Source organism: Pseudomonas sp. OTU750018 (assembly GCF_011636575.1).
In the GTDB taxonomy this organism is placed as follows: Bacteria; Pseudomonadota; Gammaproteobacteria; order Pseudomonadales; family Pseudomonadaceae; genus Aquipseudomonas; species Aquipseudomonas peli.
Map to the genome: position 1 here is coordinate 124,507 of NZ_JAAPAU010000004.1, position 25,507 is coordinate 150,013.

Here is a 25,507-nt window from a genome sequence, read left to right on the forward strand (position 1 = left end):
ACTTTTGATGGAGACTCAACATGACCACGCTTCTACTCTACAAAGACATCAAGGCCCTCAACCGCGAGGAACATCAAGCTCTCAAGTTGCAGCCTTCGGAAAACTGCGCGTTTGCGGCGGATACTCATCTGGTGCCTGTGGCTGGGCTGGAGTTCTTCCAGGCCGCACGTCATTACCCGCTGGTCTTTATCGGTGAAGGCGCACAGGCCACGCCGATCGCCTTGCTTGGTCTGGCGCAGGGGCACAATGGCTACCTGGATGATGAGTCGCGCTGGCAGGCCAATACCTACATCCCGGCCTTTATCCGCCGCTATCCCTTCGTGCTGGCGCAGGATGAGGCGAGCAACTTTACCGTTTGCTTCGATGCGGCGTTCAGTGGCTGGAATCAGCAGGATGGTCGTGACCTGTTCGACGCTGAAGGGCAGAACAGTGCATACCTGGATGAAATGATTCAGTTCCTGCAGAACTTCACTGCCGAGATGGAGCGTACCCGTGCGTTTGTGGAAAAGCTCAATGCCTTTGAGTTGCTCGCTCCGCGTACGATCAAACTGACCCACAGCAGCGGCGAAAGCTTTGTGCTCAGCGACTTCCTGGCCATTGATGAAGAGAAGTTTCTGGCACTCTCCGATGAACAGGTGCTGGAGCTGAACCGTGCCGGTTTCCTGGGCTGGATCTATGCCCACCTGATGTCGCTGGGCAACGCCAATCAGCTCTTCGATAACTTTTTATCGAAAAAACAACAGGCGCAACGGGTGACACATTAACTGTGTAAGTGCCTTTTTGAGTCCCGCTGGCTGATCTCAGGTGAGGCGTGTTAGTCACGCTTCATTTGGGGCCGCCTCATACGGGCGAATTCATTATTGAGCGCTTTTGATGTTTGACGAGGTCAAGTTGCGTCTGTGTTAGGCAATAAAAAAGCCGGCTTGTGGCCGGCTTTTAGGGGGTGGTAGCTACTTATTTTTGGTAAGCAGCGACCGCCTTGTTAATCAGGTTGCGGGCCTCGTCGGCGCCAGCCCAGCCTTCAACCTTGACCCACTTGCCCTTCTCGAGATCTTTGTAGTTCTCGAAGAAGTGCTTGATCTGCTCGATCAGCAGTGGGGGCAGGTCGGTGTATTCCTGTACGTCTTTGTACAGCACGGTCAGTTTGTCGTGCGGTACGGCAACCAGCTTGGCGTCGCCGCCGGCTTCGTCGCTCATAAGCAGCACGCCAACTGGACGGGCGCGGATAACCGAACCTGGTGCCACTGGATATGGAGTGACAACCAGTACATCGAGGGGATCACCGTCGTCAGCCAGGGTGTGCGGGATAAAACCGTAGTTGGCCGGGTAGAACATCGGGGTGGCCATGAAGCGGTCGACCATCAGGCAATCGGTGTCGTGGTCGATTTCGTATTTGATCGGCGCGTGGTTGGCCGGGATCTCGATGGCGACGTAGATGTCGTTTGGCAGGTCTTTACCAGCTGGGATCTTGCTGTAGCTCATGGGGCGACTCCCGAAGGGTGGGCCAAAAAAGTGGCGCGATTATAGGCATATTCACCAGGGGTTGCTACGCCGGGATGCCTAGCCATTGGTCGCGAACCCACTGTCTTCAGTTCTGACCTGGTAGTCGGGGTTGCTGGCTTGCAACTGCTGCAGGCGTGCCAGTGGATCCTGCCGGTAGAACAGCGCCAGCTGCGCGTACACCGCCGGGAAGGTGCCGGCGAGCAGGTCTGGGGCGCTGAAGAAGTATTCGCTGGTGACGGCGAAGAATTCTGCCGGGTTTTCCGCTGCATAAGGGTCGATGGCGGTGTCGGCCTCGGGATTGGCATCCAGCTCTGCATTCATCTGATCAAAGGCGCTTTGCATGGCTTGGGCCCATGCCTGCGCCGCCATAGTGCTGTGCAGCGGCGGCAGGCCGTTGGCGTCGCCGTTAAGCATGTCCAGTTTGTGCGCCAGTTCGTGGATCACCAGGTTGTAGCCATCCCATTGACCGCTGGCCTGCACGCCGGGCCAGGCGAGGATCACCGGGCCTTGCTGCCAGGCTTCGCCGCTGTGCTCGGCGTCCCATTCGTGGACCACGCCGCTGGCGTCGCGGTGGCGCTGCGGGCTGACGAAGTCATCTGGGTAGAGGACGATCTCATGGAAGCCCTGATACCAGTTGAGATCGGCCAGGTGCAGCAGCGGTAGCTCGGCCTGCACCGCCAGCAACAGGCGCGCCTGGGCGTCGAGGACTACGCCGGGCAGGGCGCTGAGGTGTTTGTGATGCAGAAACAGCACAGCGCGTTCACGCAGGCGCTGCTGTTCGGCGTCATTCAGGCCATCAAGGATCGGCAAGTGCTGCAATACGGCCTGCCACTGCGTGCTGCTGATGGGATGACGGGCAAGGATGCGCTGGTGACGCCAGGCGCGTAGCGACCACATGGACTCTGCTCGGACGGTGGAAAGCGCCCACCATAAGCCGGGTGTCAGTGCCGGGCAAGTCGGCACAAAGGCTGCAACGGCATGCTTATCTGCGACCTGGGAGGGCTGCCAATGTCGATCGAGCGTCTGCATCATCCCACCATCAAGCTGCTCTGCGGCAACGGTCTTGACCTGCCCAACCAGGCCGCACGGGCCCGCGCGACCTGGCTGCCGCGGCGCGAAGGACAGCCGGCGGTGCTTCTGGTAGCGCTGCTCTGGGCGCGCGAATGCACTGATGTGGTGCGCACCCTGGAGTCCTACCTGGACGGCCTGCTGGCTGATTGCTGTTGTACCCCCAGCGGCTGGAGCGAAGCCCAGGCGGCACGGCAGGTGCTGGCTGCGTTCAATCAGCAGCTGTTTCGTCAACGCCAGGCGGGACGCAGCATCGCGCAACTGAATGCCGGGTTGCTGTTGCTGCAGAACGGCGAGGCGCAGTTTCTTCAGGCTGGGGCCATCGGTTTACGGCGCTATCAAGGCGGCACCATGCAGAGCCTGATCGGTCGTGATGGCCTGCAGCTGGGCGCACAGGCCGAACTGGCGCTGGTGCAGCACAGCCTGACTCTGAACCCTGGTGAGCTATTGCTGCTGGCACCGCAGCCGCTGCTGGATGTGGCGGACTTGCAAGGCTTTTGCGGCGCGGGCGATACCCTGCAAGGCGATCCATTGCCGGAGCTGCTTGCGCCATTGCTGCAAGCCCCCGGTGCAGCTGTTTTATTGCTGCCGGGCGAAGCCGATAGCGCGCCTGAGCTGGCCCCGCGCAAGCCCTGGCGTGCGGTGGTCGATGCACAACCTGGTTTGCAGCTGGATGGCTGGGTGCTGCTCTCGGCCTGCCCCTACGGTCCGCCGGGGCGGGTGTTTCGCGCCACCGATCCGCATGGGCGTGAGGCCATGCTGTGGCTGGCTGAGCGGGATGCGGATGAAGCCTTCTGGCAGCGCGAGTGGGCGCTACGGCGCAGTCCGGTGGCCAGCCTGGCGCAGGTGATGTCCTCGCATCAGCCGCGTGAGCATGCCTTCTGGCTGTTCGAGCCTGCGGGCAAGGGTATGCGTAACCTGAACGACTGGGTGGCGGCCCACGGTGAGGTCGATGGTTTGACGATACTGGCTGTGCTCGAACAGTTGATCGCCGCCGTACGCGGTTTGCAACGACGCGGCATGCAGGGGCTGTGGCTGGACCCGCGCAATATTCTGCTGGATGACGGCGGCCGCCTGCTGTTGCTGCCCGAACATGCCGCGCTATTGCCTGGGGTGGCGCCGCAGGCAATACCCGCGCATGCGGTGCCGCTGGCGCCCGAGTTGCGCTCCGGGCAGGCTGTGGATGGCCGCGCCGACCAGTTCGCCCTTGCAGCGCTGGCTTATTGGCTGTTCAGTGGGCGTTGGCCCGAGGCAGCGCAGGCGGATGCGGGCGGTCATAGCCGTTATATGCCATTGGCGCAGTTCAGCATGCGGGTGCCAATCGGCTGGGATGGTGTGCTGGCGCGGGCGCTGGCGCCCAGGCCTGAAGCTCGCTTCGAGGCGCTGTCGGAGTTTGAGCAGGCGTTGCGTCAACCGTTACTGCATCAACCGGTACCTTCGCGTCGCACACGCCGCTATCGGCAGGGCTGGCACCTGGCGGCGCTGGCTCTGTTGGTGCTGCAACTGGGCGTGGGTTTGTGGCTTAGCCTGGAAGGCTGAGGGGCTGAGCCAGCGGCGCACTGTGCGTCGCTGGCTGGGGCAGGTTACGGCGCGGTGAAGTCTTCGGTGATCGGCAGGACAAAGCTCTTGAACTCGGTGTCTTCCTTGAAGCCGATGGATTCGTAGAGTTTGTGGGCGACCTCGTTGTCGACGCTTGAGGCCACGCGCAGACGCACCGCGTTGGTTTCCTTGGCCATCTGCTTGGCGGCCTGGATCAGACGGTCGGCCACCAGCTGGCGGCGTGCATCCTGGCAAACGTAGATGTCGTTGAGAATCCACACGCGCTTGAGCGACAGCGAGGAGAAGCTCGAATAGAGCTGGCAGAAGCCAAGAATCTTCTCTTCATCATCGGCCATGGCCAGGTAGATCACCGATTCCTTGCGGCTGATGCGCTTTTCCAGAAACTTGCGCGAGGAGTCGGGGTAGGGCAGCTGACCAAAGTGTTCGCGGTAATTGACGAACAATGGCGTGAGTTGATCCAGATGCTCCAGGGTCGCTTGGACGATGCGCATGGTGAGCCTCTACTTAAAGTCATGTGGATGGCTTCGGCAACACGGCAGCGCTGCCTGCGAACGACCCCGATGCTGCCTAAAGCTTTTGGAAAGTGCAATCCAAACAAGCGTTTGGTTGTAGTTTGCGGAAATTCCCCATCATCCAAGCAGAAAGTTCTCGCGCGGCACCCCGCCGGCCAGCAGCGGCACTTCGGCCTCATCCTTGAGATTGACCCCCGACAGCTGGCGGCGGCAGGCCTCGCGCATCAGGTACAGCAGGCGGTGGCTGGCCATGGCGTAGCTCAGGCCTTCCTGGCGCACGTTGGAGATGCAGTTGCGGTAGGCGTCGGTCAGGCCGACCTTGGGTGCGTAGGTGAAGTACAGCCCCAGGCTGTCCGGTGAACTCAGGCCAGGGCGTTCGCCGATCAGGATCACCACCATGCGTGCGCCGAGCAGTTCGGCCACTTCATCGGCTACCGCCACGCGGCCTTGGCTGACCAAGGAGACGGGCGCCACGCTCCAGCCTTCGGCAGCGGCTTGCTCCTCGATATGCGCCACCATGGGCAGGGCGTTGCGGTGCACGGCCAGGGCGGACAGGCCGTCGGCGATGACAATGGCCAGGTCGTAGCCGTCCGGATTGTTTTCGCGGTGCTGGCCCAGCAGTTCGGCGGATTCATGGCTTAAGCGCCGACCGAGATCCGGGCGTTGCAGGTAGGTATCGCGGTCCTTGGCGGCGCTGTGCAGCAGCAGGCTCTGCCGATGCTGGTGGGCCAGGCCGGCGGCCAATGCGCCGTGATCGAACGGCAGGTGCACGGCATCGCGAGCCTGGGCGTGGGCGAACTGGAAATCCAGCTGGGCACGGGTCGGCATGCTGGTGCCGGCGCGGCCGAGGGCGATACGTGCCGGGGTGAGGTTGCGCAGTTGCTGCCAGGGATTCTCGCTGGCGCCGCTGAGTGGGCTGTCATCGTACATAAGCGGCTCCTTGATTAACCAAGCTGCGCCAGGGCCTGACGAAACGCCGGCGGCAGGCTGTTGCCCATGCGCGGGCGACCATCGGCCTGAGTGAAAATACCCATCCGCTGCAGCCAGGCTTCGAACTCAGGGGCAGGTTTCAGCCCCAGGCTCTGCCGCGCATACAGTGCGTCGTGAAAGGAGGTGGTCTGGTAATTGAGCATCACGTCGTCAGAGCCGGGGATGCCCATGATGAAGTTGATACCGGCCACGCCGAGCAGGGTCAGCAGCACGTCCATGTCGTCTTGATCGGCTTCGGCGTGGTTGGTGTAGCAGATGTCGCAGCCCATCGGCAGGCCTAGCAGCTTGCCGCAGAAGTGGTCTTCCAGGCCGGCGCGGATGATCTGTTTGCCGTTATACAGGTACTCCGGGCCGATAAAGCCGACCACGGTATTCACCAGAAACGGCTTGAAATGCCGCGCCACCGCATAGGCGCGGGTCTCGCAGGTTTGCTGGTCGAGGCCATGATGGGCGCCGGCAGACAGTGCGCTGCCCTGGCCGGTTTCGAAATACATCAGGTTGTCGCCGAGAGTACCGCGTTTGAGGCTCAGGCCGGCGTCGTAGCCTTCCTGCAGAATCTTCAGGCTGACGCCGAAACTGGCGTTGGCCGCCTCGGTGCCGGCAATCGACTGGAACACCAGATCCAGCGGCACGCCACGGTTGATCGCCTCGATCGAGGTGGTGACGTGGGTCAGCACACAGGCCTGGGTGGGGATTTCATAACGCTGGATGATGCCGTCGAGCATCTTCAGCATCTCGCAGATCGAACTGATGCTGTCGGTGGCCGGGTTGATGCCGATCATGGCGTCGCCGTTGCCGTACAGCAGGCCGTCGAGAATGCTGGCGGCGATGCCGGCCGGTTCATCGGTCGGGTGATTCGGTTGTAGGCGGGTGGACATGCGTCCGCGCAGGCCGACGGTATTGCGAAAGCGGCTGACCACACGGATTTTCTGCGCCACTAGCACCAGATCCTGTACGCGCATGATCTTCGATACCGCAGCGGCCATTTCCGGCGTCAGGCCGGGGGCAAGGGCGCGCAGGCTGGCTTCGTCGGCGCTGTCGCCGAGCAGCCAGTCGCGAAATCCGCCGACGGTGAGGTGGCTGACCGGGGCGAAGGCCGCCAGGTCATGGCTGTCGATGATCAGTCGGGTGACTTCATCGGCTTCGTAGGGAATCAGCGCCTCGGTAAGGAAATGCTTGAGCGGAATATCGGCCAGGGCCATCTGCGCCGCGACCCGTTCGCCGGCATTGCTCGCCGCCACACCGGCGAGAAAGTCGCCGGAGCGTGCCGGGCTGGCCTTGGCCATGACCTCGGCGAGGCTGTCGAAACGGTAGGTTTCACCGCCTACCGTGTGCTGAAAACTGGACATCGCGTGTCTCCCAAACGCCATGTTGGCGCAGCACGATCATGCTGCGCCAACGTGACGGGTATTACTTGAGCGCGGCCTCGGCTTTACCGATGGCGACGAATTCTTCTTCCGGCGTACCGGCCACCAGATGGTGGCGACTGTACAGGGCGAAGTAGGCGATCAGCACGGCGTAGATAATCGCGGCACCAATCACCACCCGTGGGTCGACTAGGAAGCCCGCAACCACGGCCACGCAGGCCAGCACCAGGGCGATGCCCGAGGTGACGATGCCGCCTGGGGTGCGATACGGGCGGTGCATCTCTGGACGGCGCACGCGCAGGGTGATGTGTGCGGCCATCATCAGCACGTAGGAGATGGTGGCGCCGAACACCGCCACCAGAATCAGCAGGTCACCCTGGCCAGTCAGCGACAGGGCAAAGCCGATCAGGCCAGGCACGATCAAGGCCAGTACCGGCGCCTTGTTCTTGTTGGTCAGCGATAGCGAACGCGGCAGGTAGCCGGCGCGCGACAGGGCGAAGATCTGCCGGGAGTAGGCGTAGATGATCGAGAAGAAGCTGGCAATCAAACCGGCCAGGCCGATCAGGTTGACGAAGCTGCTCATCCAGGTGGATTCGCCGTAGGCAATGGTCAGGGCTTCCACCAGTGGGTTGCCGGAGGCCATCAGCGCGTTGGCGCCGGCGCCGCCTGGGCCCACCACCAGAATCAGCAGAGCAAAGGCCAGCAGCACCAGCATGGCGCCGATCAGCCCGCGCGGCATGTCGCGCTGCGGGTTGCGGGTTTCTTCAGCGGCCAGTGGCACGCCTTCGACCGCGAGGAAGAACCAGATCGCATAGGGGATTGCTGCCCACACGCCGACATAGCCGAACGGCAGGAAGCTGCTGGCGCCTGCGGCTTCGGTCACCGGGATATCGAGCAGGTTGGCCACCGAGAAGTGCGGCACCATCGCGACGATAAACACGCCGAGGGCAATCGCCGCCACGGCGGTGATGATAAACATCAGCTTCAGCGCCTCACCGACGCCGAAAATATGGATGCCGATAAACAGCACATAGAAGGCCAAGTAGATCGCCCAGCCGCCTATGCCGAACAGCGACTCGCAGTAAGCGCCGATAAACACCGCAATCGCCGCTGGGGCAATGGCGTACTCGATGAGGATCGCTGTACCGGTAAGAAAGCCGCCCAAGGGCCCGAAGGCGCTGCGGGCAAAGCCATAACCGCCACCGGCGGTGGGGATCATCGAGGACAGTTCAGCCAGGGAGAAGCACATGCACAGGTACATTAGCGCCATCAGCAGGGTGGCGAGAAACATACCGCCCCAGCCGCCCTGGGCTAGACCGAAGTTCCAGCCGGCGTAATCGCCGGAAATCACGTAGGCAACGCCCAGGCCGACCAGCAATACCCAGCCAGCTGCGCCCTTCTTCAATTGTCTGCTTTGGAAGTAATCGGCATCGACCTGCTCTAAATCGGTGCCTTGCGGTAGACCTACCGCACTGATTTGTTCTGCTGCCATGGGAATTCCTTATCAACAAGCTGGCCGCAGCGCACGCCCGGCCAGGCTTGTAGGTATTTGAGGGGAAAGTGTTACCCAGTGGATCAGCAACCGCTGTGCCAACTACGTCTCTGGTCTAGACCTGGGCGCAGGCTGGCAGGCCGATGTCGTTTCCGAGCATCGGCTGCGGTTGCGCAGGGGCTTAGAAAAAGCCGAGTGGGTTGATGTCGTAACTGACCAGCAGGTTCTTGGTCTGCTGATAGTGGTCGAGCATCATCTTGTGGGTTTCGCGGCCGACGCCGGACTTCTTGTAGCCACCGAAGGCGGCATGCGCCGGGTAGAGGTGGTAGCAGTTGGTCCACACGCGCCCGGCCTTGATCGCCCGGCCCATGCGGTAGGCGCGGTTGATATCGCGGGTCCACAGGCCGGCGCCGAGACCGAACTCGGTGTCGTTGGCAATCGCCAGGGCTTCGGCTTCGTCCTTGAAGGTGGTGACGCTGACCACCGGGCCGAAGATCTCCTCCTGGAACACGCGCATCTTGTTGTGGCCCTTGAGCAGGGTCGGCTGGATGTAATAACCGCCGTCCAGGGTGCCGCTAAGTTTTTCCACCGCGCCACCGGTGAGCAGTTCGGCGCCTTCCTGCTTGGCGATTTCCAGGTAACTCAAGATCTTGTCGAACTGCTGCTCGGATGCTTGCGCGCCGACCATGGTGTCGGTGTCCAGCGGGTCGCCGCGTTTGATCTGCTCGACCTTCTTCATCACTTCCTTCATGAATGCCGGGTAGATCGACTCCTGCACCAGGGCGCGGGATGGGCAGGTGCACACCTCACCCTGGTTGAAGAAGGCCAGTACCAGGCCTTCAGCGGCTTTTTCAATAAAGCTCGGCTCGGCCTGCATGATGTCTTCGAAGAAGATGTTCGGCGATTTGCCGCCCAGCTCCACGGTGCTGGGGATGATGTTTTCGGCGGCGCATTTCATGATGTGCGCGCCCACCGGAGTCGAGCCGGTGAAGGCGATCTTGGCGATGCGTTTGCTGGTGGCCAGGGCCTCGCCTGCTTCTTTACCGTAACCCTGCACCACGTTGAGCACGCCCGGCGGCAGCAGGTCGCCGATCAGTTCCATCAGCACGCTGATGCCCAGCGGCGTTTGCTCGGCCGGTTTGAGCACCACGCAGTTGCCGGCGGCCAGGGCCGGGGCAAGTTTCCAGGCGGCCATCAGCAGCGGGAAGTTCCACGGGATGATCTGCCCAACCACGCCCAGCGGCTCATGGATGTGATAGGCCACGGTGTTGCCGTCGATCTCGGCGGCGCTGCCTTCCTGGGCGCGCAGGCAGCCGGCGAAGTAGCGGAAGTGGTCGGCGGCCAGCGGAATATCGGCATTCAGGGTTTCGCGCACGGCCTTGCCGTTGTCCCAGGTTTCGGTGATGGCCAACACTTCCAGATTGGCTTCGATGCGGTCGGCGATCTTCAACAGAATCAGCGAGCGCTCCTGCACCGAAGTACTGCCCCAGGCATCGGCGGCGGCGTGGGCGGCGTCGAGGGCCTTGTCGATATCCTCGGCAGTGGAGCGCGGGAACTCTGCAATCGGCAGGCCGTTCACCGGCGAGGTATTGGTGAAGTACTGGCCTTTGACCGGCGCGACAAACTCGCCGCCAATGTAGTTGCCGTAACGGGATTTGAAGGAAACGAGGGCACCTTCGGTACCGGGATGGGCGTAACGCATGCTGAATATCTCCTGGTTCTTATGCTTGTTCTGGTGATGCAGCGAGAGGCGCGCTGTGGCGCTTGTGCAGAGACAGAGCAAGGGCTGGGCCAGGTGTGCGTGATTCCCAATCTAGAGCGGTTGCGTGGGTTGCGGTTGAAGGTTGTGGCGCGCGGGCTGTATCGGCCCTGATACAGCCCGCGTGACACTCTGTACCAGAGGCGATACAGCGTGGTGACTCGTCGGTCAGCGTGTCTTGCAATAGCCGGAAAGCTGGTGGATGCTCGGCCATCACGTGCAACTCCTAGCAGGCCGTTGAAAACGTAGGCGAGGCCGGCAAGACAAGGCAAAAACAGGCGAGGAAGCGGAGTTTACTGGTGTAAATGAGCATTCCGAGCCTGTTTTTAACGAAGTATTGCCAACGCAGGTAGTTTCTCAGCGGCCTGCTACTGCGGAGAACAATAACAATGCATAACCCAGCAAGCCGCCACGCCCAGCAGGTGCTGACCGTGGCCCAAGGGCGCGGGCAACTCGCCGGCCCGGCTGCCGATTCTTCGGTGGCGCGCTCCTGGCTGCGTTGTCTGCAGCAGCATCACCTCGACCCTGCGCAGAGTATGCCGCCGGCAGTGATTGAGCATGCACACATGCTCGAGCGGCGCGAGCAGCTGCAACAGGTGCTGGAGATTTCCAGTAACGAGATGAACAGCCTGCACCGTCAGCTGGCCGGTAGCGGCCACGCCGTGCTGCTGACCGATGCGCGCGGGGTGATCCTCAACTGCGTCACCGAGCAGGCGGAAAAACGCACCTTCGAGCAGGCCGGCTTGTGGCTGGGTGCCGACTGGAGCGAAGCCTGCGAAGGCACCAACGGCATTGGCACCTGCCTGGTCGAACGCCAGCCGCTGACCATCCACCAGAATGAACACTTCCGCAGCCGGCATACCGGGCTGACCTGCTCGGCCAGCCCGGTGTTCGATCCGCATGGCGAGCTGCTGGCGGTACTGGATGTGTCCTCGGCGCGGCATGACGTGTCGCGGCAGAGCCAGTTCCACACCATGGCGCTGGTCAACCTGTCGGCCAAGGCTATTGAGGGCTGCCATTTCCTGCGCAGCTATGAAGGTGAGTGGCTGCTGCGTTTCCATGCCCAGGCTGAATATATCGGCCAGTTCAGCGAAGGGCTGTTGGCCTTCGATGGCGATGGGCGCGTGAGTGCGGTGAATCAGAGTGCGATCAACTTGCTCGGCCTGTCGCGTCGGCAACTACTCGGGCGCACCCTGGTCGAGATATTTGATTGCCGCCTGGATGACCTGCTCGGCCGCGCCTCGGCGCAGCCCAGTGCCAGTTGGCCGCTGTATACCCAGCGCGGCCAGCTGCTGTTTGCCATGCTGCGCGGCCAGCCTCGACGCAGTGCTCAGGCACTGGCTGCAGCGAGCTTGGCAACGCCAGGGCTGTGCCTGGCCGACCCTGGCTTGCAGAGTGATTTTCGCCGCGCACTGCGGGTTTACGAACGTGATGTGCCGCTGCTGATCGGCGGGGAAACCGGCACTGGTAAAGAAGCCTTTGCCAAGGCCCTGCATCAGGTCAGCTCGCGTGGCGGTAAGCCCTTTGTCGCGCTTAACTGCGCGGCAATTCCCGAGAGCCTGATCGAGAGCGAACTGTTCGGCTATCGCGGCGGCAGCTTTACCGGCGCGCGCAAGGAAGGCATGCGCGGCAAGCTGCAACAGGCCGATGGAGGCACGCTGTTTCTCGATGAGATCGGCGATATGCCGCTGGCGCTGCAAACCCGCTTGCTGCGGGTGCTGGAAGAGCGCCGGGTTGAGCCGATTGGTGGCGAATCGCAAGCCATCGATGTGCGGGTGATCAGCGCCAGCCATCGCGACCTAACCCAGCGAGTAGCCAGCGGCGAGTTTCGCCAGGACCTGTTCTATCGCCTTAATGGCTTGGTGATCGACCTGCCGCCGCTGCGCGAGCGCAGCGACAAGCTGGCGCTGCTGGATTTCCTGCTGGCCGAAGAGGCGCGTGGGCAATCTGCACGGCTTGATGATGCGGCCCGCGAGGCGCTGCTCGCCTATTCCTGGCCGGGTAATGTGCGCCAGCTGCGCAATGTGCTGCGCACCCTCTGCGCCCTGTGCGAAAACGGCGTGATCAGCCACGCCGAACTACCCGCCGAGATTCGCCATGCACGCCCTGCGTTGGCCCTGCTGCCTGCAGCCAAACCCGACCAGCTGGGCGACGCCGAACGCCAGGCGCTGCTCGCGGTCTTAGAGGCGCAGCACTGGCAGATGAGCCGCAGCGCCGAGCAGCTGGGCATCAGCCGCAACACCCTGTACCGCAAGTTGCGTAAACACGGGATCAAGTTGCGCTCAACGCTTTGAGCTGCGCCTCTTGAACCACGCCCCGCAGCGCGCCGCCAGGCCTCTGCGGGGCGGCGGCGCTGTGCTAATCTGCGGCCAGTTTTTATCCCGCCTTATTCACCGGCTCTGACGACGCCTTCAAGGTAAATCATGCATATCCATATTCTCGGCATCTGCGGCACTTTTATGGGCTCGCTGGCCGTGCTGGCCAAGGAACTCGGTCACCGCGTGACCGGCTCCGACGCCAATGTCTACCCGCCTATGAGCACCCAGTTGGAGGCTCAGGGCATCGAACTGACCCAGGGCTATGACGCCGCCCAACTCGACCCCGCGCCGGACTTGGTGGTGGTTGGTAACGCCCTGTCGCGTGGCAACCCGGCGGTGGAGTATGTGCTGAACAAGGGCCTGCCCTACGTCAGCGGCCCGCAGTGGTTGGCCGACCATGTGCTGCAAGGCCGTTGGGTGATGGCGGTGGCCGGCACCCACGGCAAAACCAGCAGTTCTAGCATGCTGGCCTGGGTGCTGGAGCATGTCGGCATGAGCCCGGGCTTTTTGATTGGCGGCGTGCCACAGAACTTTGGTATCTCCGCGCGTCTCGGTGGCACGCCGTTCTTTGTGGTCGAGGCCGACGAGTACGACAGCGCCTTCTTCGACAAGCGCAGCAAGTTCGTCCACTACCGCCCGCGTACCGCGATCCTGAATAACCTGGAGTTTGATCACGCGGATATCTTCCCGGATCTGGCGGCTATCGAGCGGCAATTCCACCATCTGGTGCGCACTATTCCGGGTGATGGCCTGATCATTCATCCGACCACCGAGCCTGCGCTTAAGCGGGTAATCGAGATGGGCTGCTGGACGCCGGTGCAAACCACCGGCGAGGGCGGTCAATGGCAGGCGCGCCTGCTTAGCGCCGACGGCTCGCGCTTCGAGGTGAGTTTCGAGGGCAAGCTTGCCGGCACTGTGGATTGGCAACTGACCGGCCAGCACAACGTGGCCAACGCCCTGGCGGTGCTGGCAGCGGCGCGGCATGTTGGTGTGGTACCGGAGCTGGGCATTGCCGCACTGTGCGGCTTTATCAACGCCAAGCGGCGCATGGAGAAGGTCGCCGAAGTCAACGGCGTGACCATCTTCGATGACTTCGCCCACCACCCGACGGCGATTGCCACCACCCTGGATGGTCTGCGCAAACGCATCGGCTACGCCAAATTGATCGCCATCGTCGAGCCGCGCTCCAACTCGATGAAGCTCGGCGCACACCGTGATGGTCTGCCGGAATCCGTAGTGCAGGCTGACTCGGTGTACTGGTACGCGCCGCCGAATCTCGGCTGGGACCTGGCTGGCACTGTGGCTACGTCGACCGTGCCGACTCAGGTCTGCGATTCCCTGGAAGCGATCATTGCAGGGGTCAAGGCAGAAGCGGCACCGGGCACCCAGGTTGTGGTGATGAGCAACGGCGGCTTTGGCGGCTTGCATGGCAAGTTGGCTGCGGCCTTGGAGGCATAAATGTCCGGTCCTGAACGTATTACCTTGGCTATGACGGGCGCGTCCGGCGCTCAATACGGCCTACGCCTGCTCGACTGCCTGGTGCAGGAAGAGCGCGAGGTGCACTTTCTGATTTCCAAGGCCGCGCAGTTGGTCATGGCCACCGAAACGGATGTCAGCCTGCCGAGCAAACCGCAGGCCATGCAGGCATTCTTGAGCGAGTACACCGGTGCCGCGCCGGGGCAGATTCGCGTGTTTGGCAAAGAAGACTGGATGGCGCCGGCGGCCTCTGGCTCGGGTGCGCCCACTGCGATGGTGGTGGTGCCGTGCAGCACCGGCTCACTCTCGGCGATTGCCAACGGCGCCTGCAACAACCTTATTGAGCGCGCCGCCGACGTGGCCCTCAAGGAGCGTCGTCAATTGATTCTGGTGCCGCGTGAGGCGCCGTTCTCCAGCATTCATCTGGAGAACATGCTCAAACTGTCGAACATGGGCGCGATTATCCTGCCGGCCGCTCCGGGTTTTTATCACCAGCCGCAGACCATTGATGACCTGGTGGATTTCGTCGTGGCGCGGATCCTCAACTGCCTGAATATTCCCCAGGACATGCTGCCGCGTTGGGGCGAACACCATCAGATCAGCCCTGATGAATAAGCGGCTGAGTTCCCTCGTTCTTGGCCTGAGCCTGGCCCTGTCGCTCAGCGGTTGCGCAACCGTACGCACCCTGGATGCCGCCAAGCCCGATGCGCCGGTGGTGTACGCCGGCACACGGCTTAACCTGTATGCGCTGCAAGGTGGCTGCTGCGCCACGGACCGCTTCGGCGCCGAGGCCCCGGCGTATCCGGCGGCCGATTTGCCGGTCAGCGCATTGCTCGACACCTTGCTGCTGCCGCTGTCCTTGGCGACGGCCATTGGCTTGAATCTGGGTATCAGCGGCGGCCTTTAGGCATCAATCTGTCAGTTGGCAAACCTGCTCAGTGGCCTGCTGCACCGCATAGCGTCCTTTTTCATCACGGCTGATGCGGCTCATGGCGGTAGCGGGGTCGTGGGTGAACACCAACCGGCCGTTGCGGCTGAAGAGGTCGGCCAGCAGGGCTTCTTTCTCTTCGATCAGGCCTTCAGGGAAACGGTCGTAGCCCATGGTGATGGGCAGATGCACCCACGGCGCGCCAGGGATCAGGTCGCCCGGGAATACCACCGGGCCGTCCGGCATGGCCACTTCCGGCAGCAGTTGGCCGGGCGTGTGACCATCGCTCCAATGCAAACGCCAGTCCGCGCCAAGCAGCTCGCAGTGTTCGGTTTCCTCGATCAGCTGCAGGCGGCCGCTGCCTTCCAGTAACGCCATCAGCTCAGGGATATAGGAAGCGCGGTCGCGGGCGTGCGGCTGGCAGGCGCGCTGCCACTGACGGCGGCCTGTGATGAATTGCGCATTGGGGAACAACAGGCGTGCCGGTTGGCCTTCTTCCCAGGCGGCGAGCAGGCCGCCGGCGTGATCAAAGTGCAGGTGGGTGAGCACCACAATGTCGATGTCGGCATCACTCAGGCCGACAGCGGCCAGGCTGTCGAGCAGCACGTGTCGGTCTTCTTGAACCCCGAAGCGTTCTTTCAGGTCAGGGCTGAAGAATGCGCCGATTCCGGTTTCAATCAGGATATTGCGCTCATCCTCTTGTACCAGCAGGGCGCGGCAACCAAGGTCGATACGGTTCAGCTCATCCGGCGTCATCCAGCGTTGCCACAGGGCTTTGGGCGCGTTGCCAAACATCGCGCCGCCATCGAGTTTTTGGCTGTTGCCGGTCAGGGTGGTCAGGGTTCGCATGGTGGCTCTCTTGTTCTTGTCGGGGATAGCACGATGATCGATCAAGCCTGATCCACATAGGTAGATGTGGCCATTGGACGAAGGGCTGATGAGGCCGTTGATACCCGCAGGGTTTGACGTGGTGGATCGGTGAGGCGTGATCCACCCTACGCTGATCTCGGCGTAGGGTGGAGTCGCTTTTTACATCCACCGCTGCGATTAGCGTTCGATGACCAACGCCACGCCCTGGCCACCGCCGATGCACAGGGTCGCTAGGCCTTTGTGTACGTCGCGGCGGATCATCTCATGCACTAGGCTGACCAGAATACGACAGCCCGAAGCGCCGATGGGGTGGCCGAGGGCAATGGCACCGCCGTTGACGTTGACCTTGGCGCTGTCCCATTGCAATTCGCGGCCGACGGCGATGGCTTGAGCGGCGAAGGCTTCGTTGGCTTCGATCAGGTCAAGTTGCTCCAGGCTCCAGCCGGCTTTTTCCAGGGCGCGACAAGTGGCAAACACCGGGCCGATGCCCATGATCGCCGGATCGACACCGGCACTAGCATGGGCTTTGATCCGCGCCAGAATCGGTAGGCCCATGGCCTGCGCTTTGCCTTCGCTCATCAGCAGCACCGCAGCGGCCCCGTCGTTCAAGGCTGAGGCATTGCCGGCGGTGACGCTGCCGTCGCGTTTGAAGGCCGGACGCAGTTGGCTAAGGCTCTGCAAGGTGGTGCTGGGGCGCGGTTGTTCGTCGGTGCTCACCAGCAGGCTGTCGCCTTTGCGCTGGGCGACGGCAATTGGCGTGATCTGCGAAACAAAACGTCCCGCTTCGAGGGCGGCGCAGGCACGCAGTTGCGAGTGAGCGGCGAAGGCGTCCTGCTCGCTGCGGCTGATGCCGTATTGCTCGGCCAGGTTCTCGGCGGTGATGCCCATGTGGTAATCGTTGAAGGCATCCCACAAGCCATCGTGGATCATCGTATCGAGCAACTGCCCGTGGCCCATGCGCAGGCCGGCGCGCGAATTGTGCAGCACATGCGGTGCCTGACTCATGTTCTCCTGTCCGCCAGCGATGATCACCTCGGCATCGCCACAGCGAATGGCCTGGGCGGCCATGATCACGGCTTTCAGCCCCGAGCCGCAGACCTTGTTCAGGGTCAGCGCCGGTACGGTGTGCGGCAGGCCCGCGCGGATCACGCTTTGCCGCGCGGGGTTCTGTCCTGCACCTGCGGTCAGCACCTGGCCGAGGATCACTTCATCGATCTGCTGCGCTGGCAAACCGGTGTCCTGCAGCAGGCGACGGATCACCGCCGCACCCAGATCGACCGCGCTGACGCTGCTCAATGCGCCGCCGAAGGCTCCGATGGGCGTGCGGGTGGCGGCGACGATGACGACTTCTTGCATGATGATTTTCTACCTCGAATAAAAAAGCGCGACGCTCACTACGAACGCCGCGCAAACGCTCAACTGGGTGGGCGACTGCTCGTCGCCCGTTGTTTAGAACTGTTCGGCGGCCAGGCCATACAGGGCGTCGCTGCCCGCGCGGATGCTGTCCTCCAGGCCCAAGATGCGCGGCAGCAGGCGGGCGAAGAAGAACGCGGCGGTGGCCAGTTTGGCGCTGTAAAACGCCTCGTCCTCGGCGCGTTTGGCCTGCGCCACGGCTGCCATGCGCGCCCACATCCAGGCGTAGGCGGTGTAGCCGAACAGGTGCAGGTACTCCACCGAGGCCGCACCGGTCTCGTGGGGGTTGCTGGTGCTGCGTCGTTGCAGCCAGGCGCTGAGGTTTTCCAGGCGTTCCACCGCGTCGAGCAGTTCAACGGCATAAGGGCTGCCGGGTTGCTCGGCAAACCGGCGGATCTCAGCGGTGAACTGGCGCAGCGCCACGCCGCCGTTGGCGATGACTTTGCGCCCGAGCAGATCGAGGGCCTGAATACCGTTGGTGCCTTCGTAGATTTGCGCGATGCGCACATCACGCACCAACTGTTCCTGGCCCCACTCGCGGATGTAACCGTGGCCGCCGAAGACCTGCTGGCCGTGGATGCAGCTGTCCAGCCCGGTGTCGGTGAAGAACGCCTTGGCCACCGGCGTGAGCAGCGCCACCAGGGTTTCAGCGTGCTGTTGTTCGGCGCTGTCGTCGCTGAACTTGGCGAGGTCGAGTTGCTTGCCAACGTAGCAGGCAAAGGCGCGCCCGCCTTCGGTCATGGCTTTCATGCTCAGCAGCATGCGCCGCACATCGGCGTGCACGATGATCGGGTCGGCGGCTTTGTCCGGTGACTGTGGACCGCAGGCCGCACGGCTTTGTAAGCGCTCGCAGGCGTAATCGCGGGCCGCCTGGTAAGACGCTTCGGCACAACCAATACCCTGAATGCCGATGGACAGGCGTTCGTAATTCATCATGGTGAACATCGCCGCCAGGCCCTTATTCGGCTCGCCGATCAGGTAGCCCGTGGCACCGTCGAAGTTCATCACGCAGGTGGCCGATGCCTTGATGCCCATCTTGTGTTCAATCGAGCCGCAGCTTACGGCGTTATGTACACCGAGGCTGCCGTCAGCGTTGACCTGTACTTTGGGCACCAGAAACAGCGAGATGCCGCGCGCCCCGGCGGGGGCATCGGGCAGTTTGGCCAGCACCAAGTGGATGATGTTTTCGGTGAGGTCCTGCTCGCCGCCGGTGATAAAGATCTTGCTGCCGCTGATGCGGTAGCTGCCGTCGGCTTGCGCTTCGGCGCGCGTACGGATCAGGCCCAGATCGGTACCGGCGTGGGCTTCGGTCAGGCACATGGAACCGGCCCAACGGCCCTCGTACATCGGCGGCAGGTAGGTATTCTTCAGTTGTTCACTGGCGTGGGCGTCGATGGCCAGGCACGCGCCGGAACTCAGCGCGGAATACAGGGCAAAGCTGGAGCCGGCACCGTAGAGCATTTCTTCAAAGGCCACGGCGAGCATCTTGGGCATGCCCATGCCGCCATACGCCGGGTTGCCGGACAACCCAACCCAGCCGCCTTCGATATACGTGGCATAGGCCTCTTTGAAGCCCGCCGGGGTGCGCACCTCGCCCGCGTGCCACTGCGCGCCTTCTTCATCACCGCTGCGGTTGAGCGGGGCGATCAGGCTGCTGGTGACTTTGCCAGCTTCTTCCAGAATGGCGTCGGCGGTGTCGGCATCCACCGTCTCAGCCAGGGCTGGCAGGCGCGCCCACAGGCTGGGAGCCTCGAAGACGTCATGCAGGACAAAGCGCAAATCGCGCAACGGGGCAGTGTACTGGGGCATCGGCAGGTTCTCGCACAGATGCCGCGCAGGGCGCGGCGAGTGTTAAAAAAAGCCCGCTGAAGCGGGCCTGAGGGTCAATCGGCCTCGGCTTGGCCTTTGACTGGAGGTTTAGCGGTGGTGAATTTGAGCAGGTGCGTGCGCTCCACCAGGATGTACAGCGCCGCACCGGCCGCCAGGCCCCAGCCAGCGCCGTAGACGGCCAGCACCACACCCATGGTGCCGGCGATGCCGCGCTCGGTGTTGTTGCTCAGCTGCTCGAAACCCACCATCAGGCAGATGTAACCGGTGAGGATCAGCGTCAGTGACAGGGCAATCGGCAGCACCGGTTGGAAGAAACTCACCAGTGGCAGCATAAACAGCGCAATAAACCCGGTGATCCAGAAGGTGCCCGCGCCGCTATAGATCGAGTCCATGGCTTTGCGGCCGTACTTGTAACGCTCGGCCATGGTCGCAGCGACGGCCGTCCACAGTGGCCCGGCCAGGCCTGGGTACGGGGCGAAGAAGGCATGCAGGGCGTTACGGATGGCGGTGACCAGATGCACACGGTCGATGTTGTTTTCGATCACTTCATCGGTGCGCAGCTCATCGGCGCGTTGCATCAATGACTGACCGACGATGATGTCGCCAAAGGCAATCACGTAGGCGATCACCGCGGTGGGCACCGCCAGCAGGAACACATCCAGACCTGGGAAACCAACGCTGAACGGCAGGTAGTTCCACATCTCGCCGAAGGCCGGCGCGGTGATGCCGAATTTCACGTCAGGCATCTTGTATTCGCCGACGGCAATGCCGATGAAAATGGCGATCAACATGCCCGGCACCATGCCGTAGTTGACGATTTTGCGCGCCAGCGGCAGGCGCTCGGTGAGGCCTTTGAACGACACCGAGAACATCAGGTACAGGCAGATCAGGCTGCCGATCACCAGCGAAATCGGCGTGTTGGCCAGGCGGCCGCCGGTGGAGATTTCACCCATCAGCGCGGCGATACCTGCACCGATGATGATGCCGCCCTTCATCGAGTTGGGGATCAGGCGCACCAGGGTGCTGCCCAAGCGTGTGACACCCAGAATCAGGAAGATCAGGAACACCAGAAACTGCAGGGCAAACAGCGCCTGAATCGCCTCCGGGCCTGGTTTGAAATTACCGAGAAACAACAGCACCACCGGGATGCCCGGAGTGATCCAGCCCGGCACCATGGGCACACCGAGCAGGGCTGGCAACATAAAGCCGATACCACACACCACGACATAGGCCAGGGCTACGTCGTAAGGCAGGCCGAGGTATTTTTCCAGCAGGGGGATCATGGCCAGGCTGACCACAAACATGATCAGCGCTTGCAGCATCTCCGCGGTTTCCCAGCGGTAGTGGACAAAGGGCAGGCGTACCTTGAACGGGCCAACAGGCCAGTGCGGTTGTTCATCGCCGTCGCGACGTTTGAAAATTTGCATAAAGGTTCTCCGTCGGCCGCCAGGGCCGGTTCTTGTTGTTGTGCAAACGGTGTGTTCTTGCCGTAGCCCGGATGCAATCCGGGGAACCCGAATCGCTGTTCCCGGATTGCATCCGGGCTACGTGCTTTAATGGCGATGTTCGCGGCTAAAGCCCTTTTCACAATGGTTCAGAGGGCTTTGGCCATATCGCGCAGGACAAACTTCTGAATCTTGCCGGTGCTGGTTTTCGGCAGTTGGGTGAAGACCACGGTCTTCGGCACCTTGAAGCCCGCCAGGTGCTCGCGACAGAAGCTGATCACCTCGGCCTCGCTCACGGCCTGCTGGTCGGCCTTGAGGGTGATGAAGGCGCAGGGCGTTTCGCCCCATTTTTCATCTGGGCGGGCGACTACGGCGGCTTCGAGTACCGCCGGGTGGCGATAGAGCACACCCTCGACCTCGATGGTGGAGATGTTCTCGCCACCGGAGATGATGATGTCCTTGAGGCGGTCGCGGATTTCCACGTAGCCGTCCGGGTGGCACACGGCCAAGTCGCCGGTGTGGAACCAATCACCGGCAAAGGCTTCAGCGGTGGCGCTGGGGTTTTTCAGGTAGCCCTTCATCACCGTGTTGCCGCGCATGAAGATCTCGCCAATGGTTTCGCCATCACGCGGGGTCGGCTCCAGGCTTTTCGGGTCGGCCACCATCAGCCCTTCCAAGGTCGGGTAGCGCACGCCTTGGCGTGCTTTGATCGTTGCGCGCTCATCAAGCGGCAGGGCGTCCCACTCGGCATGCCAGGCGCACAGGGTCACTGGGCCGTAGACCTCGGTGAGGCCGTAGACGTGGGTGACGTGGATGCCCATTTCCTCGACCGCGCCGATGACTTTTGCGGGCGGCGCAGCGCCGGCGACCATGGCCTTGACCGGGTGATCGATGGCGGCTTTGGCTTCGGCCGGCATGTTGACCAGGGCGTTAAGCACAATCGGCGCGCCGCACAGGTGGGTGACTTGCTCGGCACGAATCAGCGTGAGGATTTTTGCCGGATCAACGCGGCGCAGAAACACATGCACGCCCGCCAGCGCCGTGATGGTCCACGGGTAGCACCAGCCGTTGCAATGGAACATCGGCAGGGTCCACAGGTACACCGGGTGGTTGCCCATGGCCCAGGTCATCTGGTTGCCCAGCGAGTTCAGGTAGGCACCACGGTGGTGATAGACCACGCCCTTGGGGTTGCCGGTGGTGCCGGAGGTGTAGTTGAGGCTGATCGCCTGCCACTCGTCATCTGGCCACTGCCAGGCAAACTGCGGGTCACCTTCGGCGAGAAAGGCTTCGTAATCGAGGTCGCTGATGGCCTGGCCTTCGCCGTATTCCGGGTCGTCCACGTCGATCACCAGCGGCGGGTGATCGAGCATGCCGACGGCGGCGTGGATTACTTCATGGAACTCGCGGTCGGTGATCAACACCTTGGCTTCGCCGTGTTGCAGCATGAAGGCGATGGCTTCGGCATCCAGGCGCACGTTGAGCGGGTTGAGCACCGCGCCAATCATCGGCACGCCAAAATGCGCTTCGAGCATCTGTGGAATGTTCGGCAGCATCACCGCCACCGTGTCGCCTTTGCCAATGCCGCGTCCGGCCAGCGCTGAAGCCAAGCGCCGGCAGCGCGCATAGGTTTCAGCCCAGTTACGGCGAATCGAACCGTGCACCACGGCCGGGTAGTGCGGGTACACGCTGGCGGTACGCTCGATAAAGCTCAGGGGCGAAAGGGCGATATGGTTGACGGCAGCGGGCGCTAGGCCCTGTTCGTAGATCGACATGCAGATACCCACAGCAGGTTGGATGCTCGGGCCATGCAGCCGTTACTCTAAGCGGCGGCCCGGTATTGTTCTGGGTGTATTTATATATATGCTTTTATTTTTATGGAAGTTAAACCATAGTTGTATAGTATGTTTACTATATTTGAATCGACCTATTAGCCCTTGGTCGCTTTGCAATGAGCGACGCCTGAGTGGAAGCTCGCCGGTATTGCTGGCAAGGAGCACAAACCCGGATGAATGAAATCTCTGTGCAGCTGCACAGCTGGCTGTGCATGCAGCGCGAACGCCTGTCATTGGCCGTGCGCGCCGATGCGTTGTTGCGCGCCTTGCAGGCCTGCCCTGAGGTGCGTCAGGCGTATTTTTTGCGCTGGCAGGCCGGCACCGCGATTTACAGCCATGAAGGCCGCGCGCCGCATTTACCACCTGGCTTTGGCGACCCATTGCAGGCCAGTGACCAAGCACTGTGGGCGCGCTTGCACGCGCAGCCCCGGCTGAGCCTGAGCGAATTGCGCCAACTGCCGTGCTGGTTGGCCGGACGGGTACGCCGCGCGGGTCTCAGTCACGGCCAGGCGCTGGCGTTGTCGCTGGATGACGGGCACCACGACCTGCTGCTGCTTGAGCTGCACGAACACGCCGGCAGTGACTGGCTTGATCTGCTGCACGCCATGCTCCAGGCCCTGCTAGCCAGCCTGCCGCAGCAAGCCCGTGGCAGCCTGCTACTCGGCAGTGACCCGCAGCCCAGCCTGTTGCTGGACATCGACGCCAAGCCCCTGCAACTGAACGCCGCCATGCACGAGTGGCTGAGTGCGCATAACCTGCCTGCCGTGGCCGATCTGTTGCCCGTGAACACCGCGCAACTGGTGCGCGCCTGCCTGCAACAAGGACGGGCGATTGACGGCGTAGAGGCACAAGTGGCCGGCCACGTGCTGATCTGGCTGTTTATGCCCGACCCGGCCGAGCAACAGGTGCTGGCCCGCTGCCGGGTCGCCACCGCGCAGGTGCAGACCGAGCGTGAAGCGCTCAAGGCCAGTCGGCTGTACCGGCTGATCACCGAAAACACCACCGACCTGATTTCCCGGCACACCCCCGACGGACACTTTCTCGACGCCTCGCCCGCGAGCTGGACGCTGCTCGGCTTCTGGCCGGAAACCCTGCGCGGCACGCCGGTGCAGGCGCTGTTTCATGAGCATGACCGCCAGCACCTGATCGACAGCACCCGCGAGGCGCTGGAGCAAGACGGCTACCACACCATGACCTACCGCATCCGCCACCGCGACGGCCATTACCTGTGGTTTGAAACCGCCAGCCGGGCTATCCGCGAAACCTACACCGGCGCGGTGGTGGAGGTGGTCAGCGTGTCGCGCGATATCACCGCCCGCGTGCTGGCCGAAGAGAACAAGCGCCGCCTCGCGGAAGTGGTGGAGGCCAACACCGACTTGGTGCTGTTTATCGACCCGGACGGGCAACTCACGCACCTCAACCCGTCGGCGCGTCACGCCCTGAACATCGACGAACAGCAAGCCCTGCCAGCCCTCGACCAGTTGCTCGCCCAGGACGATCTGCAACGCTTGCGCAACGGCGGCTGGCATACAGCCGACAGTCAGGGCGTGTGGAGTGCCGAGGCGCGCCTGCTGCCGCTGGGCCTGCGTGCGCCCTTGCCGGTGTCGCTGGTGCTGTTGGCGCACCGTGGGCGCGATGGTGAGCATTACTACTCACTGGTCGCGCGCGACATGACCGAGCGCGAACTGCGCGAAGCTCAACAACGTCGCCATCAGGATGAACTGGCCCACACCGCGCGGCTGGTCACCCTGGGCGAGTTGGCCAGTGGCATTGCCCATGAAATCAATCAGCCGCTCGCGGCGGTGGTCAACTACGCCAGCGCCAGCCAGCGTTACCTTAAAGCGCTGGGCTCCAACCCCGACGCGGCCAGCAAGGTGGCGCAAGGGCTGGAGCGCATCACCGAGCACGCCAACCACGCCTCGGAAGTGATCAAGCGCCTACGCGCCTTCTTGCGCAAAGGCCAGCGCCGCACCCAGGCGCTGGATATCGCCAGCGTCGCGCGTGAGGCCGTGCGCCTGTGCCAGTGGGAGGCGAGCAACTGGCAGGTGAGCATCGTCGAGCAGGTAAGCGACCAGCTGCCGCCGGTGTATGCCGACCGCATCCTCATCGAACAAGTCCTGCTCAACCTGCTGCGCAATGCGATTGATGCCAACCGTGAGGCCCATCCGGGCCAGCCGTCGCGCATCGAACTGCGCGCCAGCGAACAGGCTGGGCAACTCTGTGTGCAGGTGTGGGATCAGGGGCCGGGCGTGGCGCAGGGCGAGTTGGAACACATTTTCACCCCGTTCTACACCAGCAAGGCCGAAGGTTTGGGGCTGGGTCTGTCGATGAGCCGCAGTATCATCGAGGGCTTCGGTGGCGCGCTGGAGGCTCTGCCCGGTGCCGCCGGGGGGCTGTGTTTAGAGTGTCGCCTGCCGCTGTTGCGCGGTGAAGACGCCGAGCGCAATGAACGTGGCGAAGCCAAGGCATAACAATAAAAGGAGCAGGGCATGAGCCTGCAAATGCAACAACGGGTTTATGTGGTCGATGACGATCAAGGCATGCTCGACTCCACCGTCTGGCTGCTGGAGTCCGTGGGCCTGACGGCACTGCCGTTCACCAGTGGCCGGGCCTTTCTCGATGCCTGCGATGAGCACAGCCAGGGCTGTGTGCTGCTGGATGTGCGCATGCCCGGCATGGGCGGTTTGAACGTGCAGGAAGCCCTGCGCAGCCGCGGTATCCAGATGCCGATCATTTTTGTCAGCGGGCATGCCGATGTACCGATTGTGGTGCGCGCGTTCCGCGCCGGAGCCGTGGACTTTATTGAGAAGCCCTACAACGAACAGTTGTTGCTCGACAGCGTGCAGCAAGCCCTCAATCAGGAAGCGTCCAGCGCGCAGACCGACCCGCGTTTGCAGGCCCTGCAGCAACGCCTGGACAGCCTCACCCCGCGTGAGCGGGATGTGTTGCTGCCGTTGGTGCGCGGCTTCACTAACCGCGAAATCGCCGAGCAACTGGACATCAGCGTGAAAACCATCGACCTCTACCGCTCGCGGGTGATGAAGCGCATGCAAGCCGACAATCTGCCCGAGCTGGTTGGCATGGCCATCGCCGCCGGTATGGTGGACGCCCTGCAGTTGCGGCCCTAGGCTGTACTAAAGTCCC

The 25,507-nt window shown here is 62.7% G+C and carries 20 protein-coding genes; 8 read left to right on the forward strand and 12 right to left on the reverse strand.

Annotation, left to right across the window (positions count from 1 at the left end):
* Nucleotides 1–20 precede the first annotated feature (20 nt).
* On the forward strand, nt 21–764 hold the full coding sequence (locus HCI85_RS19290) for a SapC family protein (RefSeq protein WP_167147251.1): 744 nt from the start codon (nt 21–23) through the stop codon (nt 762–764).
* Between the two features lie 190 nt (nt 765–954).
* Here the strand turns inward: HCI85_RS19290 and ppa are convergent, their stop codons facing one another.
* Together ppa and HCI85_RS19300 are read right to left on the reverse strand one after the other, a co-directional pair.
* The gene (gene ppa, locus HCI85_RS19295) at nt 955–1,482 is read right to left on the reverse strand and encodes an inorganic diphosphatase (RefSeq protein ID WP_090255657.1); all 528 of its coding nucleotides are present in this window, start codon (nt 1,480–1,482) and stop codon (nt 955–957) included.
* 78 nt (nt 1,483–1,560) lie between these two features.
* Complete coding sequence (locus HCI85_RS19300; RefSeq protein ID WP_167147254.1) at nt 1,561–2,400, reverse strand: M90 family metallopeptidase; 840 nt, start codon at nt 2,398–2,400, stop codon at nt 1,561–1,563.
* A gap of 111 nt (nt 2,401–2,511) precedes the next feature.
* On the opposite strand from HCI85_RS19300, the gene HCI85_RS19305 reads away from it, so the two are divergent.
* Nucleotides 2,512–4,110 carry a protein kinase gene (locus HCI85_RS19305; protein ID WP_167147257.1) on the forward strand — a complete coding sequence of 533 codons (1,599 nt, stop codon included), beginning with the start codon at nt 2,512–2,514 and terminating at the stop codon, nt 4,108–4,110.
* A 44-nt stretch (nt 4,111–4,154) separates the two neighbouring features.
* On the opposite strand, the gene HCI85_RS19310 is transcribed toward HCI85_RS19305, so the two are convergent.
* The 5 genes from HCI85_RS19310 to exaC form a co-directional block, all read right to left on the reverse strand.
* Nucleotides 4,155–4,622, reverse strand: coding sequence for a GNAT family N-acetyltransferase (locus HCI85_RS19310; RefSeq protein ID WP_167147260.1), 468 nt, complete (start codon nt 4,620–4,622; stop codon nt 4,155–4,157).
* 138 nt (nt 4,623–4,760) lie between these two features.
* On the reverse strand, nt 4,761–5,573 hold the full coding sequence (eutC, locus tag HCI85_RS19315) for an ethanolamine ammonia-lyase subunit EutC (protein ID WP_160089248.1): 813 nt from the start codon (nt 5,571–5,573) through the stop codon (nt 4,761–4,763).
* A 14-nt stretch (nt 5,574–5,587) separates the two neighbouring features.
* Complete coding sequence (locus HCI85_RS19320; RefSeq protein WP_090255647.1) at nt 5,588–6,982, reverse strand: ethanolamine ammonia-lyase subunit EutB; 1,395 nt, start codon at nt 6,980–6,982, stop codon at nt 5,588–5,590.
* A 61-nt stretch (nt 6,983–7,043) separates the two neighbouring features.
* Nucleotides 7,044–8,492, reverse strand: a complete 1,449-nt coding sequence (eat, locus tag HCI85_RS19325) for an ethanolamine permease (RefSeq protein ID WP_167147263.1) — start codon at nt 8,490–8,492, stop codon at nt 7,044–7,046.
* Nucleotides 8,493–8,673: 181 nt separating this feature from the next.
* A complete protein-coding gene (exaC, locus tag HCI85_RS19330) occupies nt 8,674–10,194 on the reverse strand; it encodes an acetaldehyde dehydrogenase ExaC (RefSeq protein WP_167147268.1) in 1,521 nt (506 codons plus the stop codon).
* Between the two features lie 446 nt (nt 10,195–10,640).
* On the opposite strand from exaC, the gene HCI85_RS19335 reads away from it, so the two are divergent.
* From HCI85_RS19335 to HCI85_RS19350, 4 genes are all read left to right on the forward strand, one after another.
* Entirely contained in the window at nt 10,641–12,545 is a 1,905-nt protein-coding gene (locus HCI85_RS19335) for a sigma-54-dependent Fis family transcriptional regulator (RefSeq protein ID WP_167147271.1), read from the forward strand.
* Between the two features lie 129 nt (nt 12,546–12,674).
* Nucleotides 12,675–14,027 carry a UDP-N-acetylmuramate:L-alanyl-gamma-D-glutamyl-meso-diaminopimelate ligase gene (mpl, locus tag HCI85_RS19340; RefSeq protein ID WP_167147275.1) on the forward strand — a complete coding sequence of 451 codons (1,353 nt, stop codon included), beginning with the start codon at nt 12,675–12,677 and terminating at the stop codon, nt 14,025–14,027.
* Nucleotides 14,028–14,660 carry a flavin prenyltransferase UbiX gene (ubiX, locus tag HCI85_RS19345; protein ID WP_167147278.1) on the forward strand — a complete coding sequence of 211 codons (633 nt, stop codon included), beginning with the start codon at nt 14,028–14,030 and terminating at the stop codon, nt 14,658–14,660. It begins immediately after the preceding gene.
* Entirely contained in the window at nt 14,653–14,952 is a 300-nt protein-coding gene (locus HCI85_RS19350) for a YceK/YidQ family lipoprotein (RefSeq protein ID WP_167147282.1), read from the forward strand. The genes ubiX and HCI85_RS19350 overlap by 8 nt, the downstream gene beginning before the upstream one ends.
* A gap of 3 nt (nt 14,953–14,955) precedes the next feature.
* Here HCI85_RS19350 and HCI85_RS19355 read toward each other — a convergent pair whose 3' ends face one another.
* The 5 genes from HCI85_RS19355 to HCI85_RS19375 form a co-directional block, all read right to left on the reverse strand.
* Nucleotides 14,956–15,822 (reverse strand): MBL fold metallo-hydrolase, encoded by an 867-nt coding sequence (locus HCI85_RS19355; RefSeq protein WP_167147285.1) that lies wholly within the window; start codon nt 15,820–15,822, stop codon nt 14,956–14,958.
* 198 nt (nt 15,823–16,020) lie between these two features.
* A complete protein-coding gene (locus HCI85_RS19360) occupies nt 16,021–17,199 on the reverse strand; it encodes an acetyl-CoA C-acetyltransferase (protein WP_167147288.1) in 1,179 nt (392 codons plus the stop codon).
* A gap of 93 nt (nt 17,200–17,292) precedes the next feature.
* Complete coding sequence (locus HCI85_RS19365) at nt 17,293–19,065, reverse strand: acyl-CoA dehydrogenase C-terminal domain-containing protein (RefSeq protein ID WP_167147291.1); 1,773 nt, start codon at nt 19,063–19,065, stop codon at nt 17,293–17,295.
* A gap of 74 nt (nt 19,066–19,139) precedes the next feature.
* Nucleotides 19,140–20,513 carry a solute carrier family 23 protein gene (locus HCI85_RS19370; protein WP_167147294.1) on the reverse strand — a complete coding sequence of 458 codons (1,374 nt, stop codon included), beginning with the start codon at nt 20,511–20,513 and terminating at the stop codon, nt 19,140–19,142.
* 167 nt (nt 20,514–20,680) lie between these two features.
* The gene (locus tag HCI85_RS19375) at nt 20,681–22,303 is read right to left on the reverse strand and encodes an acyl-CoA synthetase (protein WP_167147297.1); all 1,623 of its coding nucleotides are present in this window, start codon (nt 22,301–22,303) and stop codon (nt 20,681–20,683) included.
* A gap of 233 nt (nt 22,304–22,536) precedes the next feature.
* Here HCI85_RS19375 and HCI85_RS19380 point away from each other — a divergent pair, with 233 nt between their 5' ends.
* Both HCI85_RS19380 and HCI85_RS19385 read left to right on the forward strand, forming a co-directional pair.
* On the forward strand, nt 22,537–24,834 hold the full coding sequence (locus tag HCI85_RS19380) for a PAS domain-containing sensor histidine kinase (RefSeq protein ID WP_167147300.1): 2,298 nt from the start codon (nt 22,537–22,539) through the stop codon (nt 24,832–24,834).
* Nucleotides 24,835–24,852: 18 nt separating this feature from the next.
* Complete coding sequence (locus HCI85_RS19385; RefSeq protein WP_194242276.1) at nt 24,853–25,491, forward strand: response regulator transcription factor; 639 nt, start codon at nt 24,853–24,855, stop codon at nt 25,489–25,491.
* The last annotated feature ends 16 nt before the right edge of the window (nt 25,492–25,507 follow it).